The following is an 18,481-nucleotide window of genomic DNA, read 5'->3' on the forward strand; positions in this document are numbered from 1 at the left end:
ACAGCGAAGACGACCCCGCTGTCACCGGCTGGACCTGGCCGGAGTGGCCGACATCTGAATCGTCGAATCCGCTGGAGCGAACTGGCCACCGCCGTCATCGATCGACGGCTGCGCGTTCACCGGCCGTAGCGAAGGCTGATGGCGTCATCGATCAGCGGTTGTGGATTGGGGTTCGAGTCGCGTTTGGCGTGTCGGTATCCAGGTGATGCGGCATGCCGATCGGCACGCCCGGTAACCTTTGATGCAGCGCTGATTCGAGGCACCACCTGGGTTTGGAAGGGAGGATCCGTGACCGAGGTATCGGACGGATCGTCGGACGCCGAGAAGCCACCCGTCGTGACTTCGGCGGGGGAGTTGAGCGTCGGGGATGTCATTGTCACCGATGACGGGAAGCGGCTGCGGGTCGACGATGTCAACACCGTCAAGCCCGGCAAACATAGTGCTGCGAAGGTCGTGGTTCGCACGACCGATGTCGCTAGTGGAGGGCAACGAGAACTGAGTTATGTTGCTGCGGAGAAGGTCTGGATTGTCGGCAGCTGAGGTTCGCGGTTCTGCTCGGAGCCGGGTTACTGGTCGCGGCTGAACGGCGCGGCCGCCGATCGAGAATTTCGGGTGCGACCAGGAACCCGCCTGGATCGAGCCTGGTTACCCGACGCGCGCGCCGGCGGGGCGCTGTGCTTCGAGGCGTTCGCAGGTGTAGGCGGCCAAGGGGGACCGGCGATTCTTCAACATCGTTGTGGCCCAGCTGGAGTAGCGGAGCGCCGCCATCCGGCCCTGCGAGTTGATGTAGTAGGTTTTCAGCCCCTTGTTGAGAGTGTGGAAGTACCACTCCACATTTCGCGCCCGCTCGAGCTGCTTCTCGTGATACGCCCGATGGATTGCGGGTTCGACCTCGACGAGGGTGTCGCCACGCTTGTGCGCGGCCGTGATTACCCGGACCACGGTGGTCGCGAGGAGTTCCGCCATCGAGTGCAGGCTGACCGACCACGAGTACGGCCCGGAGAGCATCCACCGGTTCGGCAGCCCCGGCACGGCCATGCTCTCGTAGGCCTGCACGCCGTGTTCGGCGTAGAAGGCGCCGAGGTCGAATCCGTTGCGGCCGAGGATAGTTCCGGGTCGATAGTACTCGGGATCGGTGAACAGTTCGTGACCGGTTGCCAGGACGAGCATATCGATCGCGTGCTCGACACCGTCGTTGGTCAGGATGCCGTTCGCGGTGACGCGTTCGATCGGTGTGGTGATCAGCCGCACGTTGTCCCGGTTGAACGCCTGCAGGTAGCTGTTGGAGACCGTTGGCCGTTTGCCGACCACGCCATGTCCGGGCAGCAGTGCCGCTCGGACCTCGCGGTCGCGGACGGTGACGCGGATCCATCCCCGGAAGGCTTGGCGGACAACGTAGTCCAACGCGCGCATCACCGGCCTGACTACCTGTGGGGGTGTACTGGTGACGGCCCTGACCGCGAGGTCGCCCGCTGCGGTCACCCCGAGATGGGTGGCGCGGCCAACCGCACGTGAGGCCAGCAGTGACCCGAGCCAGGAGGGGATCGGGAAATCCGGCCTCGGTCCGACGTAGATGGGCGTGCGCTGAAATACTTCGAGGTTGCCGACCTGCGGTGCCACGGTCGGCACAATCTGGACCGCGCTCGCCCCGGTTCCGATGATGGCTACCCGCAGCCCGGTGTGGTCGAAGGACCAGTCCCAGTGTGCCGACATCTGTGTCTTGCCTTGGAAGTCGGTGACTCCTGGGATGTCGGGGAGTTTGGTTTGCGGGAACTGACCTACCGCAGTGATCAGGAAGCGGGTGGTGATTACTCTGCCGTCTGCGGTGTGCACGAGCCACATATGGTTGGCATCGTCCCAAACTTGTCGTACGACTTCAGTTTTGAACCGGAAGTGCGGATCGAGGCCGAACTCGCGGGCGATCCGATTGTGGTAGGCGTTGATCTCGGGCCCCTTGGGGAAAAGCCGAGTCCATTCCTTGTTGCGGGCGAAGGAGAACTCGTACATGAGGATGGGCACGTCGACGCCGACCCCGGGGTAGCGGTGATCTCGCCAGGTCCCGCCAGGTGTTTCAGCGCGGTCGAGGATCACGAAGTCCTCGACCCCGGCCTGCCGCAGTTTGATACCGACGGCGATGCCGCAGGCACCGGCGCCGATGATCACGACTTCGTGCTCGGGGCGGCCACCGAACGCGGACACGTTGCCGTTTCTGGATTGCTTGTTCTTTGCGTCGTTCGTTGTCGTTCGGGTCACCGTGACTCCTTTGAGCAGTCGTTCTGTCGTGGACGGATAGGGCTTTCCGCGCCGGGCGAACCCGCGTCAGCTACGGTGCCGAATCCGAGACGCGGGTGCAGGCGCCGCGGGTGCCGACTCGCCCTTCGGAAACTTCCGCAGTCCGTAGTTCCAGCCGACCGAGACCAGGGCGGAGAAGATCGGGCGGGCGAGTGCGGCCAACGGGCGCAGATGGACGTTGGGGAAGAGCTTCGGCGCGATCGCGATCGTGTAGGTGAGTGCGCTGCGATCGCGGCCGAGGTCGGTGAGGGTGAGCTTCTCTGCGATAGCCCGGATGCCAGGAAGCGGGACCTCTTCGATGTAGAACGCGAGCTCTCGGCCGGGGTCGATGCGGGTGATGAATTCCGTGCTCAGCAGCAGCGGACCTAGGAGCAAGCGCCGTCGTGAACCCGGGCCGTGCGGTGCGGCGGTGTCCCAGGTCGCGCTGACGAGCGGCATCCAGTCGAAACTTTCGACCGGGCCCCACAGCGTCTCGGTTGATACGTCGAACTCGGCGCGGCCGGTCAGCACGATCGGCGCTCGGGTGTAGAGGTCGGACGACGCGTCGACCGCCGCGGGACGAAATGGCATGGTGGTTCCTGACTTTGGTGATGAAGCGGACAGGTCGAGCCGAGTCATTCGACGCTGACAGACGAATCGGCCGGTTCGGTTGGAAATGTCTGCGGGGAACCGGCGGGTTGTGCCGTCCCGAGTGCGGTCGGCGCGAGCGCGGGCGGATCGGTGCGGGTCAGGCGCTGCGCGACCCGGTCGAGGTATGGTTGCGCGGCTTTCCACGCCAGTGTGGCTGCGACACTCAGCGTCACCGGCAGCGTGGGGAACAGTCGTTGCAGCCACCAGACCGGACGGCCGAACCAAGGCTCGATCACGAACGCGCGGTTCCGTTCGACTGCTCGTAATACCTTGCGGCCGTGACCTTCTGGGCTCGCAATGACAAATTCGGGCAGCGCCCGAAACAGTGAGTCGAACCGGTCATAGAGCGATGCGGCGATCTCGGTTTCCGGAAGTTTCTCGAGTCCGTCGTTGAGGCGGCGGGGGAGATCGGTGTGTACCGCTATAGGGCAAACACAGACAACTTTGACACCATGGGCGGCCGCTTCGCCGCGTAAGGACAGGGTCAGTCCGACGACTGCGTGTTTGGACATGTTGTAGGGACCCATAAAAGCAGCTGGCACCAAACCGGCGATCGAGGCGGTGTTGACGATGTGTCCGTATCCCTGTTCGACCATGATCTTGTATGCGGCATCCACCCCGTGCACGACACCCATCACATTGACGTCGGCCGCCCTTTGCCAGTGCGCCAAGGTCAAGTCGTGGACGGGACCGCCGATCGCCAGTCCGGCATTGTTGAAGATCATGTCCAATCGGCCGTGTTCGTTTTTGACCTGCTGTACGAGCGTGGCGACCGCGTCGGCATCGGCGACATCGAGATAACGAGCCTCCGCCGTGCCGGGGCCTATCCCGTTCAGTTCGGCTGTCACCCGCTCGGCGCCGACCATGTCGATATCGGTAACCAGGACGTGGTAGCCCTGCTCCACCAGCGCGAGCGCGTAACCCATGCCGATACCGGACGCGGCACCCGTTACCACTGCTGTTTTCATCGAAAACTCCTCTGTAGCCTTATGGTTGGTTGGGAACCGAGGCGCTGCTCGGCTCGGCATTCGCACCGATGAGTGTGCGGAAGGTCTCCACCACCTGGTCGTGGTAGTTGCGCATGATCGTCTCGAGCACGCCGAGCTCAGGAAGATCGAGTTCGGTGTCCGACTGCCAGATCTGTTGGAGCATGCGGCCGAGAAACAAATGACCCGCGGGTTCGACCGGACCGTAAAACGCTTCACCGACCTCCGGAATCATGATGAGCACCTCGCCGACGGTATTGAACAGGCTCAGCTTTCCTGGCTTGCCGACGGCGGCGAAAACGCAGCGCAGCATGTGCAATTCGGCGGCCATGAGGTCGGTGCGGGAGGTGTTCTCGTCGCCGACCAGCAGCTCGAATCGGTCCAAGGCCTGTACGGCGACGCTCAGGTCGTAACGTCGCGGGTCGGCGATAAAGGTCTGGAACGCCTCCATGACCAGCATGTGATCGACGTCGATGACGTCGGCGAAGAGCATTGCGGCCCGGTCGGGTAGCTGACGTGCGAAACGAAAGAGGAAGCGCCACGTGTCGATTCCGCCGTAGAGTTGGATGTCGCGTACGAGGTAGCCGAGACCGCGGCGGGGTTCGACGAAACCGAGCGCGGCCAGCCTGCCCAGCGCGCTGTTGGCCGTCGGTGTGCTGGTACCGAATTCGGCCGCGACTTGACGCACCGACGGCAGCAGCTCACCGGGCTGGTGCAGGCCGGCAGCGATTCGGTAGGCGAGCTGTTCGGTGATGTCGTCTACCACCGTGTGCTGCTTTTCGACGGGATTCTCCGAGCCGTTGGCTCGAGGTTCGGTAGTCCGGGCACTGGCCAGCTCGTACAGGCGCGCGGACCTGCCCGAATCGGGTCGGGGTAGCGCGGCATCTGTCATACCGGGTCCCTGCGTATCGATCGTGGATCGCGGGTCATCGACGTTGGGCCATCGTGATCACGTCCGGCACGGTCCGGCTGTACCAAGGCCGGCGGACCGAACGCTGCTCGATGAGCTGGAAACCGGCGGCGGCAATGAGATCCCGCATCTGTTGCGGCGACGGGGTCGCGGCCGGGCTGAGCCGGGTACCGCTCAGCCGCTGCACCGGCGCGGACCAGCGGGACCGCAGGTTCAGCGCCGAAATGGTCAGCAGCCCACCGGGTATCAGCACGCGATGGAACTCGGCGAGCGCGACGGGTTGGTTGAAGAAGTGGAAGGCGGTCGTGGTTACCACGGCGTCCACGGATTCGGCAGCCAGTCCCAACTGCTCGGCAGGTTCGTTGCGCCACTGCACGTCCGTGCTGCGTCGGTGCGCCTGCGCGAGCATGCCCGGCGACATGTCGATCCCGTACACGGCATCGGGTCGGAGCTCGCGGGCGATGCGAGCGGTGAGTATGCCGGTGCCGCAACCGATGTCGACGATGCGGCGAGCGCCGTTGGCACGCAGGAACTCGATCATCTCGTCCTGTGGCGGTTGATACACCACGCGCTGCAGGCTGCCTAGATCGTAGGCGCGCGCCGCCACATCGAAGAATGCCGCGACACCGCGATTGAACCCGCGCCGAGTGCCCGCGCCGCTCGGCGGCAACGCTGCGGCACCAGTTCGGGGGATGGCATCAGGCGATGAATGCCGGATGCGGCTGTCCTGGCGCGGATCTTCGGTCGTCACACTCGGGGCTGACGGCTCGGTCGACATCGGTGTCTCCTCGGCTGCTACGTTGCGCTGTTGTACGCGCTGTGTTAGACAGTGTAATCTGTCTGGGACGTTAACACGAGGAAGTGCTCGATGGAACTGAGGTTCGGATGTCGGAGTTCGAGAACTCACTGACGGGCGTGACCGGCGCGAGCGGCCGCGCAGCCGCGCATAGATTCACGAAACATGTTGTGCAAGTAGCGTGTACCGACAGGATGCCACTGTTGTGTGCCCGACTTCCGAGGCCGTCCAGCCCGACGTCTGTCGGGCACTCATTCTGGCGTATATCGTCTCAGACAATATTGCTATGACTGCTCTTCCGGTCGAGCGGAGCTCACCTCGCCGCCCAGCGCACGGCGCGGGATCCCGCCTGGCGCGTCGCGCCGCCTGCCGGTCTTCAACGATGAGGAACAAATCATGACGAACGACGAACAGTCCACGCGACTGGTGCTGATCACCGGCGGTGGCAGCGGCATCGGCCGGGCAACCGCGCTGCGCTTCGCTCAGCGCGGTGACATGGTGCTGGTCACCGACATCGACGAAACGGCGGCCAAGGAAACGATCGAGCTGGTCAACGCGGTCGGCGGCCGCGGCGCCTGGTACCGGCAGGACGTCACCGACGCGACCGGTTGGCAGGAGCTGTCCGACGAGATCGCCGGCACGCACGGCGTGCCGGATGTGCTGGTCAACAATGCCGGGATCTTGGTGACGGGTTCGTTCTTGGAACAGTCCGTCGCGGATTGGGACCGGCTGATGGCGGTGAACCTCGACGGCGTCTTCTATGGCAGCCGGATCGTCGGGGAGGCCATGGTGCAGCGCGGCCGAGGTGGTCACATCGTGAACATCGCTTCCGCGGGAGCGTGGGTACCGAATCGGGTGGCCGGGTCGTACGTGGTATCGAAGGCCGCGGTGTTGATGCTGAGCGAGTCGATGCGTATCGACCTGTCTCGCAGCAATATTCGTGTCTCCGCGATCTGCCCGGGTGTTATTCGGACGAACCTGATGGCGCACGGCACCAGAGCCGGGGTCAGCGACGAGGAAGCGATCAGGTTCCGGGACAATTTCGCCGCCGCGCAGCAGCGGTTCTCCTACGCCGGACCACGGGCCGTGGCGCGCGCGGTCGAACGAGCGGTCACCTACAACTTGGCCGTTGTCCCGGTGAATCCGGAGGCGTACTTCATCGCCGCCGCCCGGCGCCTCGCGCCCGGACTGACCAGGTACGCACTGGGTTTGGGCGGCCTCGAACTAGGAGAGTCGCTCCTGTCGACGGTGGACCGGGCTCGGTTGGCGCTCACGGGAGCGGAGCGGCGGCAGTGAGCGGAGCGATCGAGTTCGAGGATTACGCGGAGTATCGCGGCGGCCCGTCGTGGCAGGCGCGGTGGGTGGCGCGAGCCATGCGGTGGACGGCCAGGCCGGGACTGGACATTGTTGCGTCGATCGCGCGCCCCTGGAACATCGGCCTGCCCAGCGTGCTGGACTACCTGGCAGCCGTCATACCCGTGCCGCGCGGCACCCGTCGAAACATTGTGCGGCTCGACGGGCATCGCGCGGAATGGGTGAGCGCCGCGACCGCACCGCTGCCTGCCGCAGGCGGCAAGGCGATCCTGTATTTCCATGGCGGCGGTTTCCTGGCGGGCGGCTACCGCTCACACCGCAGGCTGGTGGCGCAGATTTCTGCTGCGGCAAAGGTCCCGGTGTTCAATGTGGCCTACCGCCAGTTGCCGAGACACACCGTCGGTGACTCGATCGCCGATGCCATCGACGCGTATCAGTACTTGCTAGAGCACGGCTTCGACCCTGCGGGCATTGTGGTTGCGGGAGATTCGGCGGGCGGGCTACTCGCCTTTTCCGTCGCTCCGATGGCTCGACGCCGAGGTCTGCCATTGCCCGCCGGGACGGTAGGACTGAGCCCGCTGTTGAATCTGGATTACACCGCGTTGCTCGGGCACGCCAACGACCGAACAGACTCTCTGCTGAGTGCGCACTCGGTGCGAACGATCATAGAGGTCGGTATGGCGCGACTGGGCCCGATCGATCCGTCCTGGTCGCCGGTGAACGGCGAATTGACCGGGCTGCCACCGGCTTTGATTCAGGTCAGCTCCACCGAGGTACTGCGCGCCAATGCCGTGCTGATGGCCGAGCGACTCATCGGTGCGGGCGTACCGGTACGGCTGCAGATTTGGCCGGGGCAGGTGCATGTTTTCCAGGCGGGTGCCGACATCCTCCCGGAAGGGCGCGCGGCCATCGCCGGGATCGCCGACTTCGTGCGCGGTCTCATCGATCGGGATTCCGCTGCGACCGAGAAGGTTTCATGAAGTATCAGGAGGTTGTCATGTCTGACGCGGTTGTCAACGAGGCATCGCCGTCCACCGACGCGACGCCGGATCACGAGGTGCTGATCGTCGGTGCGGGGTTCGGCGGTATCGCCGCGGCGGTGGCCTTGCAGCAGGTGGGTGTGACCGACTTCGTAATCCTCGACAAGTGGGGCGGCGTCGGCGGAACCTGGTATGCCAACACCTATCCCGGTGTGCAGGTCGACATTCCGTCGATGGTGTACAGCTTCTCCTTCGACCAGCGCTCGGACTGGTCACGGGTATTCGCGCCGGGCAAGGATTTGCAGCGTTACGCGGAGGGTGTCGTCGACCGGCACGGTTTGCGGCCCAAGCTGCGTCTCAACACTCTGGTGACCGGCGCGGAATGGGATGAGCAGCAACACTATTGGCGCGTCCAGACCGAAGGTGGTGCCGTCTACACGGCCCGGTTCGTCGTTCCCGCAGTCGGCGGGCTGGAGATACCGAAGTTGCCCGATATCGAAGGTATCGAAGCCTTCGGCGGCAAAACCATGCACACCGCCAACTGGGACCACGACTACGACCTGAGCGGCAAGCGTGTCGCGGTGATCGGCACCGGAGCCTCAGCGCTGCAACTGATTCCCACGATCGCCGATACCGTCGAGCACCTCACGGTGTTTCAGCGCCGGGCGATCTGGATAGCACCCAAACCTGACTGGAAGGCCGGCCCTGTCACCCGATACCTGTTGGACCGGGCACTTTTCCGGGCACCCGTGCGCGCCGCGGTCGGCGTAGCGGTCTCGGCGGGCACCGGCGGGGCCTTCGTCGTCGGCAAACCCGTCCTCCCTGTCCTCAAAGTCGTGGAAGCCGGGTTGAAACTGTGGATGCGTACCCAAGTTCCTGATCGGGAGCTACGCGAGAAGCTGACCCCGAACTACACTTTCGGCTGCAAGCGGCCGTCGTTGTCGAACGTCTATCTGAAGACGTTCATGCGTCCCGACGTAGAACTGGTCACCGAGCCGATCGCGCGCGGCACCGAGACCGGAATCGTGACGGCAGCGGGGACCGCGCGCGAGTTCGACGTGATTGTCTGCGCAACGGGGTTCGAGGTGATGGGTAAGGGCACCACACCGCCGTTCCAGGTGTTCGGTCGCAACGGTGTGGAACTCGGGAAGTTTTGGCACGAGAACCGATACTCCTCGTTTCAGGGCGTTTCCGTCCCCAATTTCCCCAATGCCTTCTGCATTGTCGGCCCTTACGGATTCGCCCCGAGCTCCTACCACTCCTTCGTCGAAGCGACCGCCGCGCACGCTGCCCGCGCGATCGCGGAGGCCCGCCGCCGCGGTGCCACCGTGTGCGAGGTTCGCCAGGAGGCACACGACCGCTACACCGCGAAGATGCGGGCGCGAATCGACCGGATGGAGTACGTCGACATGTGCGCGGGCTCCAACACCTACTACATCAACTATCAGGGCGACGTCGCCATGGTCCGGCCGGAATCACAGGCCACGATGTGGTGGCAGAATCGGCACTTCCCCTTCAGCGCTTACCGGTTCGAGACCGCCGCGCGACGGATCGACATGGCACCGCCGGTGCGCACGATGTCAACTGCGCACACCGAGCCGCGGGCACAGTGATGAGAACACTGGATACAATCAACGGCCACCAGGTAACCGGTCGGCTTCGGCTGCAAACGTCCCAGCGTGTCGAATGCCTACTACAAGACGTTCACCCGGCCGAACGTCGAGTTGATCATCGACGGGATCGCCGAGATCACGTCCACCGGCATCGTCGACCGCACCGGTGTCCATCGCGAGATCGACGTGCTGGTATTGGCGACGGGATTCGAGATGTCGCAGAGCCCCAAGGTGTTTCGCGAACGTCCCGTCACCGGGCGGGACGGGTTCGATCTGGCCGATTTCTACGAGAAGGAACGAGTCAAGGGCTACGAGGGCATCAGCATGCCGGGATTGCCCAACACGTTCATGGTTTTCGGGCCGTACGTATCGATCACCACGGCGACCTGCGGCCGACCACGGCGTATCAGGCAACCAAGGCGAGCAAGACCTTCTCTCTGGATGACTACGACTATGCCCAGCTCGAGCCGATCGCCGCGCCGCGCACCGGGATACGTGCCCAAGCCGGTGCGTGAGTCTTCGGTCCGGCGTTGATTCAGCAGACTTATCGAGGAGTACTCAATGTCCAATTCGGCTGTGCGGCCCGACTATCAGGTCGCGATCATCGGCGCCGGACCGGGCGGCATCGCCGCCGGGGTGAAGTTGACGCAAGCAGGTCTCGCCGACTTCGTCATCCTCGAGCGGGCCGATGATTTCGGTGGGTCCTGGCACGAGAACCATTACCCGGGAATAGCGGTTGATATTCCGGCCGTGGCCTACCAGTTCTCGTTTGCCCGAAACCCGTACTGGAGCCGCGTGTTTCCCTTCGGTGCCGAGGTCAAGCGTTACCACGTCGCGGTGGCCCGGCGGTTCGGGCTATATCCGCGGGCACGGTTCAACACCGACATCGTGCGGGAAGAGTGGGATGCGGCCGGTCATTTCTGGAAGCTGCATACGGCGGACGGTGGCCTGGTCACCGCGCGTTTCGTGATCAGCGCGGTAGGCGCGTTCGTCCGCCCGAAGGAAGACGCGGGAATCAAGGGCTACAAGTCCTTCCGGGGCAAGGTGCAGCGGCCGACCTCCTGGGACCACGACTACGACCTCACCGGCAAGACGGTCGCGGTGATCGGCACCGGTGCCAGCGCGGTGCAGATCGTCCCGGCCATCGCGGCGAAAGTCGGTGCGCTGCAAGTATTTCAGCGCACGCCGGTCTGGTGCCTGCCCAAGCCGGATGTCGCCGTCGCGCCGTTCGTCCAGCGGGTGCTCGCGGTGCCGGGACTGGTGGCGTTGGCCCATGGCGCGGTACTGGTCGCTGTCGACCTGGTGCTGCGTGGCGCGATCGCCGCGCCGATCGCGGTGGCGAAGCCGGTGCTGCGGACCTTCGACCGCGCCGCGATCGCGGCCTATGGTCGCTATCTGCGGTGGGTGGTCGAGGATCCGGACACCGCGCGCAGGCTCACCCCGAACTATGGCCCGATCGCCAAGCGGCCCACTATGTCTCGGTACACGGTTACGTTCAACCGGGACAATGTCGAGCTGATCACCGAGCCGATCGAGAAGATCACCGCCAGAGGTATCAAGACCCGCGACGGCGTCCAGCACAATGTCGACGTGCTCGTGCTGGCCACCGGCTACGAGGTGTTCTCCGACCCGGAGACCTATCGAGAAGGAACCGTGGTCGGCCGGGACGGATTCGACCTCGGCACGTTCTACAACGAGCAGGGCCTGCAGGCCTACCAGAGCGTGTCGGTGCCCAAGCTGCCCAACCGCTGGACCCTGGTCGGGCCGTACTCGTGGACCGGCAGCGGCTGGCATGCTTTCGTCGAGATGACCGCGGATCACGCCGTACGCGCCATCAAGGCCGCCGCCGACCGCAACGCCACCTTCGTCGAGATCCGCAAGAAGCCTGCCGACGCCTACCACGCGAAGGTCTACCGCAAGGCCGCCGCGCTGCGGTTCTATCTGGCAGACCTCAACGGCCACGTGCCGACCTACTACCGCAACTCCCAAGGCGACACCACCTACATCCGCCCCTCCGGCTTCTTCGAAGCCCGCCGCGGCAACCAACGCTTCCCGCTCAACGACTACCACTTCGACACACTCGGCCCCGCAACATCCAACGGATCGGCGACAGCCGACGTGGCAACAGAGGTCAGTGCATGACAACCGGCAGCTACACCGTCGACACCGTAATCCCCGCGCCGCGAGAGATCGTGTACGGCGTTTTCGCCGATCGCGAACGATACGGTGAATTCCTGCCGATCCAAACCCGTTTGCAACAGGCAGGATCGACCGAGCGACAAGGCATCGGCGCGATCCATTTCCTAAGACTCGGTCCGATCGGCATCAAGGAGCGGATCACCGATCTGATAGCCGGCGAACTCATCGACTACGAATTGGTGACCAAAGGCCTGCCGGTCGACCATCACTTCGGCACCATCCTGTTTTCCGATCACCCGAACGGCACCCGAGTCCTCTACACGATGGACTCCACACCCAGCGTGCCGATGCCACGCCCGCTACTGGTCCTCGGGCTGCGGCTGTTTACTTCGCTGCTGGTATCCGGTGCCCGTCGTCAGGCGGTTCGCGCGGCGAAGGTATCGGTCTGATGGGCGATCGCTCGAAGGAGCAGCAGCTGCCGATCTCTCGTGCCGCGAGATCGGCCTCTCTAGGACGTGTCGTGGCAGGCCAGGCCTTGCGGCACGCCGGTACCAAGGTCGCGATGGTCGGCCGGAGCGAGGAGAAGAAGCGGGCGATGCTGGATCGCCGCCAGGCCGACCTGATCACGGCACTGGTCACCAGCCTCGGCACCATGCGCGGTGCGGCGATGAAGATCGGGCAGGCATTGTCGATCATGGATCTCGGGATACTGCCGCCCGAGTCGCGGCAGGAGTTCCAGCGCGGGTTGGCCAAGCTGCGTGATTCCGCACCGACGGTGCCCTTCGACAAAATGCGCGCCGTCATCGAATCCGAGCTCGGCGGCCGATTGAGCTTGCATTTCAGCGAGTTCGAGCAGATCCCCATCGCAGCCGCGTCGATCGGTCAGGTGTACCGCGCGCGGCTGCACGACGGTCGCGCTGTCGTGGTGAAGGTGCAATACCCTGGCATCGACAAAGCGGTGCGGGCCGATATGAAGAACCTGGCGCTGTTGCTGCGGGCCATGCAGGGCCTCGCGCCTGCCGTGGATATCAAAGCCGTTGCCGCCGAGATAACGGAGCGGGTCGAGGAAGAGCTCGACTATGAGCTGGAGGCCCAGAGCCAGCGTAAAGCCGCGCGGCTCTATCGGGGGCATCCGTTCATCGTCGTGCCGAATGTGATCACCGAGCTGTCCGGGCAGCATGTCCTGGTTACTGATTACTTCGACGGCATCGGCTTCGAAGAGGTGAAACAGGCCGACCAGGCGACCCGGGATCGGGTGGGGGAGATCATCTTCCGTTTCTTCGGCAGCGGCATGTTGCGCGATCGGCAGTTCTCCGGTGATCCGCATCCCGGCAACTTCCTGGTCGGTCCGGACGGGCGAGTGGCGTTCCTGGATTTCGGACTCTACAAACTCATCAGCGCCGAACATGTCGAACATCAACTCGCCATTCAGCGCGCGATGGCCGAAGACGATCCGGCCGGACTGCTCCGCGCACTGGCCGACGCCGGATTCCTGCCCGATCCCGCGGCGGTCACCAGCGATGAGGCGGTGCCGATCGTGCACACCCTGCTCGGTTGGCTCACCACCGACGAGGTGCTGCGGATCACCCCTGAAATGACGAATGAGGTGATGATGCAGTCGTTCCTGTCGGGGGAGAACTTCGATCTGCTTCGGCGCCAGACTGTCCCGCGCGAGCAGCTGGTGACCATTCGCACGGTGGCGATGGTCATGGCGGTGCTCGGTCAGCTCGGGGCCACCAACAACTGGCACCACATCGCGCGGGAATGGCAGTACGGCGAAGCGCCGCGTACCGAGCTCGGTCGCGCGGAGGCGGCCTCGGGGTGGCGCCCCGGCACCGCCGGTACCCGGGTCGCCGCGCGGTAATTCCCCGAATTCCACTGAATACCAGGAGCATTACCGTGTCCCTCTTCCGGATCGTCAACGAGGTCCTCAACTCGCCGCTTACCAAGAGCGCGATCACGCTCGCCACCCAGGCCCGGGATTCCGCGCTGCTCGGGCAGGACGCGGCGCTCGATTTCCTGAACCTCCCGACCGCCGACAACGTCGACCGCATCCTCCGCCAGGTCCGCGGCCTGTCGCAGCGTCTCGAGCAGTTGGAGAACACCCTGGACGACATCGCCGACTCGATGGTGATCCTGGCTGCCAATTCACAACCAGTGCACACCGAACATTCCGGTGTTCTCGTCGACGGTGTTGTCATGACCGATCATCAGCGATAATGATGGAGATTCTCAGATGAAAACAGCAATAGTGACCGGTGCGGCATCCGGCATCGGCAGGGGCTACGCGCTCGCCCTGGTCGAAAAGGGCTTCTACGTTCTCGTCACCGATATCAACGGACCCGGTGCCGAACATGTTGCCGCAGAGCTCAATGCGATGGGCCCGGGTAAGGCCGAGGCCTTGCGGGTCGACGTCACCGATGTCGACGCGGTAGCCGCTGCGGTGCATCGAGTCAAAGACGAGCACGGCCGATTGGACATGATCTTCAACAATGCCGGAATGGGCGTCCTCGGCGCCGTCGAAGAGTTGACGGTCGCGCACTGGCGCAAGGCAAACGAGGTCATGATCATGGGCGTGGTGCACGGCGTGCAACCCGCCTACAAGATCATGGTCGAGCAGGGCTACGGCCACATCGTCAACACGGCGTCCTCGGCCGGTCTGGTGCCGTTCGCGTTCATGGGGCCCTACGACATGGCCAAGCACGCGGTCGTCGGGCTCACGCTGTCGCTGCGCGGTGAAGCCGCCGCGCACGGGATCAAGGTCACCTGTGTGTGCCCGGGGCCGGTCAACACCAACATCGTCCGGAATGTCAAAGACGCCATCGGTGCGACGACCGAGGCCGACATCGCGGTGACGGCATACGACCGGGTCCAGCCCTACCTGCATCTCATTCCCGAGTTCATCATCGCGAGTCCGGAAGTGCTCGGCCGCAAAGTACTGCGAGCGGCATTGCGCGACAGGGCATTTGTGCTCCTGCCCGGCTACATGCGGCCACTGTGGTGGCTGCAACGCTTGGCGCCGACCGCGCTGGTGGCGCTCGGTACGGCGTTTTCCCGCGTCGCGAAGGTGGCCCGCCCCTCCATTGCCGAGCGATGGGAGCAGCGTGACGCCGGTGATCGCGAGGACCTCGCGCCCATCGAGGCGAAATGAGCATCCACACAGCAGATCCGGTGATCGCGACCGCCACCGTCGACGGGCATACGCTCGGTTACACCGAATACGGCAGCGGTGATCGAGTCGTCGTGATCACCCCCGCGCTCCTGATGTCGCAACGGATGCAACAGAACTGGGGGTGCGCACTCGCCGGCCACGGCTACCGCGTCATCACCGTCGACATGCTCGGCACAACCGCCGACGGACGCCCCCTGCCGATCAGCCGCTACAGCTGCGATGCGCTGGGCTCCGAGCTGATCGGCGTCCTGGATGCGCTCGGCATCGAGCGCGCGACATTGGCCGGAACATCGCTCGGCGCCAACGTGTGCCTCGAAGCCGCCGCCCAGCACCCCGATCGGGTGGTGGGCCTCATCCTCGAAGCATCTTGTCTGGAAAAGGGTTCCGCGTTTGTCGGCTACCTGCTGAGCGCCGGCTTGATCCTGTTCACCGTGGGCCGGCCACTGGTTCGGCTGATCGGTGTGGCCGCACGGACGCTACCGGTCGATGCCGGACCGCTGGTCGGCATGGTTCGCGACATACTGGTCGCCGACCCCGCGCGCACAACCGCCCTTCTCCGCGGCGTCGCCTTCGGCCGATTCGGCCCACCACCCCAGGTCCGCAAGTCCGTTACCGGACCGGCCCTGGTAATCGGCATGCGAGGTGACCCGGTACATCCAATATCCGACGCCCGCTCTGTAGTCGCCGAGATCCCCGGCGCCACGCTGCGCCGCACGCCATCACTTGCCACGTTGCGCCTGTACCCAACCGCCCTCGCCGCGACTATGGCCGACTTCCTCGAAAGCGTCTGGCTGGAAACCCAGTTCGCGATGGGATAAGGACCTACGCCGTTTCATCTTGCGGCAGTAGATATGTCGGATCCTCGGTCATGCTCAGCCGCCGCCTGCGGCCGGGGTGCCGATCGACCAGGTGTGACGTTCGCTCTGGCGGCGGAGCCGATGACCTCAGCGGGTGTTGGCTTCGGGGACGGCGGCGGTAGCTGTGGGCTTGGCGCCGACGAGTTCGGCGAAGGTTTGTACGACTTGATTGTGGTACTCGCGGATCATCAATTCGACGAGGTCGATGTCGAGGATTTCGATGGGGCCTTCGGTCTTGGAGAGCTCCTGGAGTTTGCGCATGAGCAGCAGGTGGCCCTCGGGGTCCAGAGGTTCATAGAAGGCTCGGCTGACTTCGGGTGTGGAGATGAAGATTTCGCCTGCGGTGTTGAAGAGACTGAGAAATCCGGGCTTGCCGAGGGCCGCGAAGCAGCAGCGGAGCACGTGCAGCTCAGCGGTCAAAACGTCAGTGCGGTCGGCCTTTTCGTTGGTTGCCAGCAGCTCGAAACGGTCCGCGGCATGAATCGCGCGCGACAGGTCGTACCGACGAGGGGCGACGGCAAAGATGTGTATGGCTTGCAGGAGCAGTTGGACCTCGATGTCGATGAGGTCGCTGAACAGTTTGGCGGCGCGATCGGGAACGCGATGGGCGAACCGGAAAATGTAACGCCACGTGTCGATTCCGCCGTACAGATTGAGGTCGCGGACGAGATAGCCGAGGCCGCGACGGGTTTCGACGAAACCGAGCGCGGCCAGCCTGCCGAGCGCGCTGTTGGCGGTGGGTGTGCTCGTGTTGAAGTCGGTCGCGACCTGACGAACTGAGGGGAGCAGGTCGCCGGGCTGATAGACGCCCGCCGCGATGCGGTAAGCGAGTTGCTCGGTGATGTCGTCCACCACGGTCGGTTGTGCCACGGGGGCGATTCTTCCAGGTCGCGTCGTCATCGTTCGAGACCAGGCACCGCTGGCCGGTCGTCGGGGCTGATCAAGGTGCGCATCGCTGACGGCGCGGCACAGCGGCTAACAGCAGTGTTAAGAGGTGTTGTACACGGCGTCTAACACAGGTAGGTTGTCTGGGACGCCTGTAGGACTGCGTATGTATCGGAACCGAGGACGGCGACAATCTTGAACAAAACCACGGCCCCGACGGTGCGGCCGGACCCACTTTTGCGGGTCGTCGGAGACAACGTGTCGGAGACGGTCCTATCCAGCTTGCGCACGTTCGGGCGGGTGGTCGCGATGGCCATCGAATCCATCGTCGGCGTGGTCGCCGACGTGGTCGCCGGTCGCTTCCAATGGCACGAAATGCTGCGCCAGGCTTGGTATCTCGTCACCGTCACTGCGATTCCAGCGGTGCTGATGGCGGTGCCGTTCGGCGTGGTGGTCTCGGTGCAGGTGGGCAATCTGATCCACCAGGTCGGTGCCGATTCGCTGCTCGGCGCCGCGGGCGGGCTCGGGGTGATCCAGCAGGGCGCGCCGATGGCCACCGGCCTGCTGCTCGGTGGTGCGGGCACCGCGACGATCGCCGCCGATCTGGGTGCCCGGCGGATCCGGGAGGAGATCGACGCGCTCGACACGATGGGCATCAACCCATTGCATCGGCTGGTGATCCCGCGCATGGCCGCGATGTTGCTGGTCGCACCGCTGCTCAACGTGCTGATCATTTTCGCGGGCGTGTTGTCGGGTTACGCGGTGGCGACCGGCGTACAAGGCGTCACGCCCGGTAGTTATTGGGCCACGTTCGGTTCGTTCGCCAACGTCACCGATGTCTGGATCTCGATGGCCAAGTCGGCGTTGTTCGGGTTCATCGTGGTGATCGTGGCGTGCCAGCGCGGGTTGGAGGCCAAGGGTGGGCCGCGCGGAGTGGCCGATGGGGTGAATGCGGCGGTGGTGCTGTCGATCCTGGCGATCGCCGTGGTGAATGTGGCGATCACGCAATTGGTGACGATGTTCCTGCCGACCAGGATCGCGTGATGGCGGCGCCGTACATGCCGCCGGGATTGCGATGGGCGGGCCGCCTGGTTCATCGGCGGAATCTGCCGTTCGCGCCGTTCGAGTCCATCGGTTTCATCGTGAGTTTCGTGTGGCAGGTGGTGTCGTCGATCCCGTTGACGATGTGCAGGTATCGGGCCGAGACGATGCGCAAGATCACCGACATGACCTGGGGTAGAGGCTCATTGATCGTTGGCGGTGGCACCGTGCCCGTGCTGGTGGTGCTCGGTGTGGCCATGGGTACCGGGGTCGGTATCCAGTCGTTCGCAGCGCTGAACCTGGTCGGTATGGGGCCGATGACCGGGGTCATCTCCGCCTTCGCTAACACCCGTGAGCTGGCGCCGATCGCCGCTGCGGTCGGGTTCGCGGCTCAGGCCGGTTGCCGGATGACCGCCGAGATCGGGGCCATGCGCATCGCGGAGGAAATAGACGCGATCGAGGCGCTCGGGTTGAAGTCGGTGCCGTTCGTGGTCACCACCCGGCTCATCGCGGGCGCGGTCACGGTGGTGCCGACTTTTCTGGTCGCGCTGCTGTTGAGTTATGTGTCCTGCTCATCGGTGGTTTTGATCCTGCATGGCCAGTCGATCGGGGTGTACAACCACTACTTCTTCCAGTTCGTCAACGGCTGGGACCTGATCGCGGCGGTGATCAAGATACTGGTATTCAGCGTGCTGGTCATCCTGATCCATTGCTATCAAGGCTTTTTCGCGACCGGCGGACCTGAAGGTGTTGGGATCGCCTCCGGTCGTGCGGTGCGCGCGAGTTTCATTGCCATCATTACCGCCGACATGGTGCTGACCGTCGTGTTGTGGGGCATCAACTCGTCGATCACGTTCACGGGGTAG

Annotated in this window: 18 protein-coding genes and 1 pseudogene; 13 read left to right on the plus strand and 6 right to left on the minus strand. The window is 64.4% G+C overall.

Annotated features, from left to right (window positions below):
• Positions 1-288: 288 nt before the first annotated feature.
• Positions 289-540: a hypothetical protein gene (locus tag AB0M22_RS20985; protein WP_364729061.1), complete on the plus strand. Its 252-nt coding sequence runs from the start codon at positions 289-291 to the stop codon at positions 538-540.
• A gap of 105 nt (positions 541-645) precedes the next feature.
• Here AB0M22_RS20985 and AB0M22_RS20990 read toward each other — a convergent pair whose 3' ends face one another.
• The 5 genes from AB0M22_RS20990 to AB0M22_RS21010 form a co-directional block, all read right to left on the minus strand.
• The gene (locus AB0M22_RS20990; RefSeq protein ID WP_364729064.1) at positions 646-2,253 is read right to left on the minus strand and encodes an NAD(P)/FAD-dependent oxidoreductase; all 1,608 of its coding nucleotides are present in this window, start codon (positions 2,251-2,253) and stop codon (positions 646-648) included.
• Between the two features lie 66 nt (positions 2,254-2,319).
• On the minus strand, positions 2,320-2,862 hold the full coding sequence (locus AB0M22_RS20995; RefSeq protein ID WP_364729067.1) for a hypothetical protein: 543 nt from the start codon (positions 2,860-2,862) through the stop codon (positions 2,320-2,322).
• Positions 2,863-2,906: 44 nt separating this feature from the next.
• Positions 2,907-3,890, minus strand: coding sequence for an SDR family oxidoreductase (locus AB0M22_RS21000; RefSeq protein ID WP_364729070.1), 984 nt, complete (start codon positions 3,888-3,890; stop codon positions 2,907-2,909).
• Between the two features lie 19 nt (positions 3,891-3,909).
• The gene (locus tag AB0M22_RS21005; protein ID WP_364729073.1) at positions 3,910-4,800 is read right to left on the minus strand and encodes a winged helix-turn-helix domain-containing protein; all 891 of its coding nucleotides are present in this window, start codon (positions 4,798-4,800) and stop codon (positions 3,910-3,912) included.
• A 34-nt stretch (positions 4,801-4,834) separates the two neighbouring features.
• The gene (locus AB0M22_RS21010) at positions 4,835-5,596 is read right to left on the minus strand and encodes a methyltransferase domain-containing protein (RefSeq protein ID WP_364729076.1); all 762 of its coding nucleotides are present in this window, start codon (positions 5,594-5,596) and stop codon (positions 4,835-4,837) included.
• 414 nt (positions 5,597-6,010) lie between these two features.
• Here AB0M22_RS21010 and AB0M22_RS21015 point away from each other — a divergent pair, with 414 nt between their 5' ends.
• From AB0M22_RS21015 to AB0M22_RS21060, 10 genes and pseudogenes are all read left to right on the plus strand, one after another.
• Positions 6,011-6,910: an SDR family NAD(P)-dependent oxidoreductase gene (locus AB0M22_RS21015; protein ID WP_364729079.1), complete on the plus strand. Its 900-nt coding sequence runs from the start codon at positions 6,011-6,013 to the stop codon at positions 6,908-6,910.
• Positions 6,907-7,908, plus strand: coding sequence for an alpha/beta hydrolase (locus AB0M22_RS21020; protein ID WP_364729083.1), 1,002 nt, complete (start codon positions 6,907-6,909; stop codon positions 7,906-7,908). The genes AB0M22_RS21015 and AB0M22_RS21020 overlap by 4 nt, the downstream gene beginning before the upstream one ends.
• A 17-nt stretch (positions 7,909-7,925) precedes the next feature.
• Positions 7,926-9,521 (plus strand): NAD(P)/FAD-dependent oxidoreductase, encoded by a 1,596-nt coding sequence (locus tag AB0M22_RS21025; protein WP_364729086.1) that lies wholly within the window; start codon positions 7,926-7,928, stop codon positions 9,519-9,521.
• A gap of 42 nt (positions 9,522-9,563) precedes the next feature.
• Positions 9,564-10,036 (plus strand): annotated as a pseudogene (locus AB0M22_RS21030) (hypothetical protein); the annotation flags it as partial.
• A 46-nt stretch (positions 10,037-10,082) separates the two neighbouring features.
• Entirely contained in the window at positions 10,083-11,663 is a 1,581-nt protein-coding gene (locus tag AB0M22_RS21035) for an NAD(P)/FAD-dependent oxidoreductase (RefSeq protein ID WP_364729089.1), read from the plus strand.
• Positions 11,660-12,109, plus strand: coding sequence for an SRPBCC family protein (locus tag AB0M22_RS21040; protein WP_364729092.1), 450 nt, complete (start codon positions 11,660-11,662; stop codon positions 12,107-12,109). Before AB0M22_RS21035 ends, AB0M22_RS21040 begins: the two co-directional genes overlap by 4 nt.
• Positions 12,110-12,180: 71 nt before the next feature.
• Positions 12,181-13,524 carry an AarF/ABC1/UbiB kinase family protein gene (locus AB0M22_RS21045; RefSeq protein ID WP_364729095.1) on the plus strand — a complete coding sequence of 448 codons (1,344 nt, stop codon included), beginning with the start codon at positions 12,181-12,183 and terminating at the stop codon, positions 13,522-13,524.
• A 35-nt stretch (positions 13,525-13,559) separates the two neighbouring features.
• The gene (locus AB0M22_RS21050) at positions 13,560-13,880 is read left to right on the plus strand and encodes a hypothetical protein (RefSeq protein ID WP_364729098.1); all 321 of its coding nucleotides are present in this window, start codon (positions 13,560-13,562) and stop codon (positions 13,878-13,880) included.
• Positions 13,881-13,896: 16 nt separating this feature from the next.
• The gene (locus AB0M22_RS21055) at positions 13,897-14,811 is read left to right on the plus strand and encodes an SDR family oxidoreductase (RefSeq protein ID WP_364729101.1); all 915 of its coding nucleotides are present in this window, start codon (positions 13,897-13,899) and stop codon (positions 14,809-14,811) included.
• Positions 14,808-15,650 (plus strand): alpha/beta hydrolase, encoded by an 843-nt coding sequence (locus tag AB0M22_RS21060; RefSeq protein WP_364729104.1) that lies wholly within the window; start codon positions 14,808-14,810, stop codon positions 15,648-15,650. The genes AB0M22_RS21055 and AB0M22_RS21060 overlap by 4 nt, the downstream gene beginning before the upstream one ends.
• Positions 15,651-15,776: 126 nt before the next feature.
• Here AB0M22_RS21060 and AB0M22_RS21065 read toward each other — a convergent pair whose 3' ends face one another.
• Positions 15,777-16,541, minus strand: a complete 765-nt coding sequence (locus AB0M22_RS21065; protein ID WP_364729107.1) for a winged helix-turn-helix domain-containing protein — start codon at positions 16,539-16,541, stop codon at positions 15,777-15,779.
• 291 nt (positions 16,542-16,832) lie between these two features.
• Between AB0M22_RS21065 and AB0M22_RS21070 the strand changes: the two genes are divergently transcribed.
• Together AB0M22_RS21070 and AB0M22_RS21075 are read left to right on the plus strand one after the other, a co-directional pair.
• Positions 16,833-17,618, plus strand: coding sequence for an ABC transporter permease (locus AB0M22_RS21070; RefSeq protein WP_364729110.1), 786 nt, complete (start codon positions 16,833-16,835; stop codon positions 17,616-17,618).
• Positions 17,615-18,481: an ABC transporter permease gene (locus AB0M22_RS21075; RefSeq protein ID WP_364729113.1), complete on the plus strand. Its 867-nt coding sequence runs from the start codon at positions 17,615-17,617 to the stop codon at positions 18,479-18,481. The genes AB0M22_RS21070 and AB0M22_RS21075 overlap by 4 nt, the downstream gene beginning before the upstream one ends.

Source organism: Nocardia sp. NPDC051756, from assembly GCF_040681495.1.
In the GTDB taxonomy this organism is placed as follows: Bacteria; Actinomycetota; Actinomycetes; order Mycobacteriales; family Mycobacteriaceae; genus Nocardia.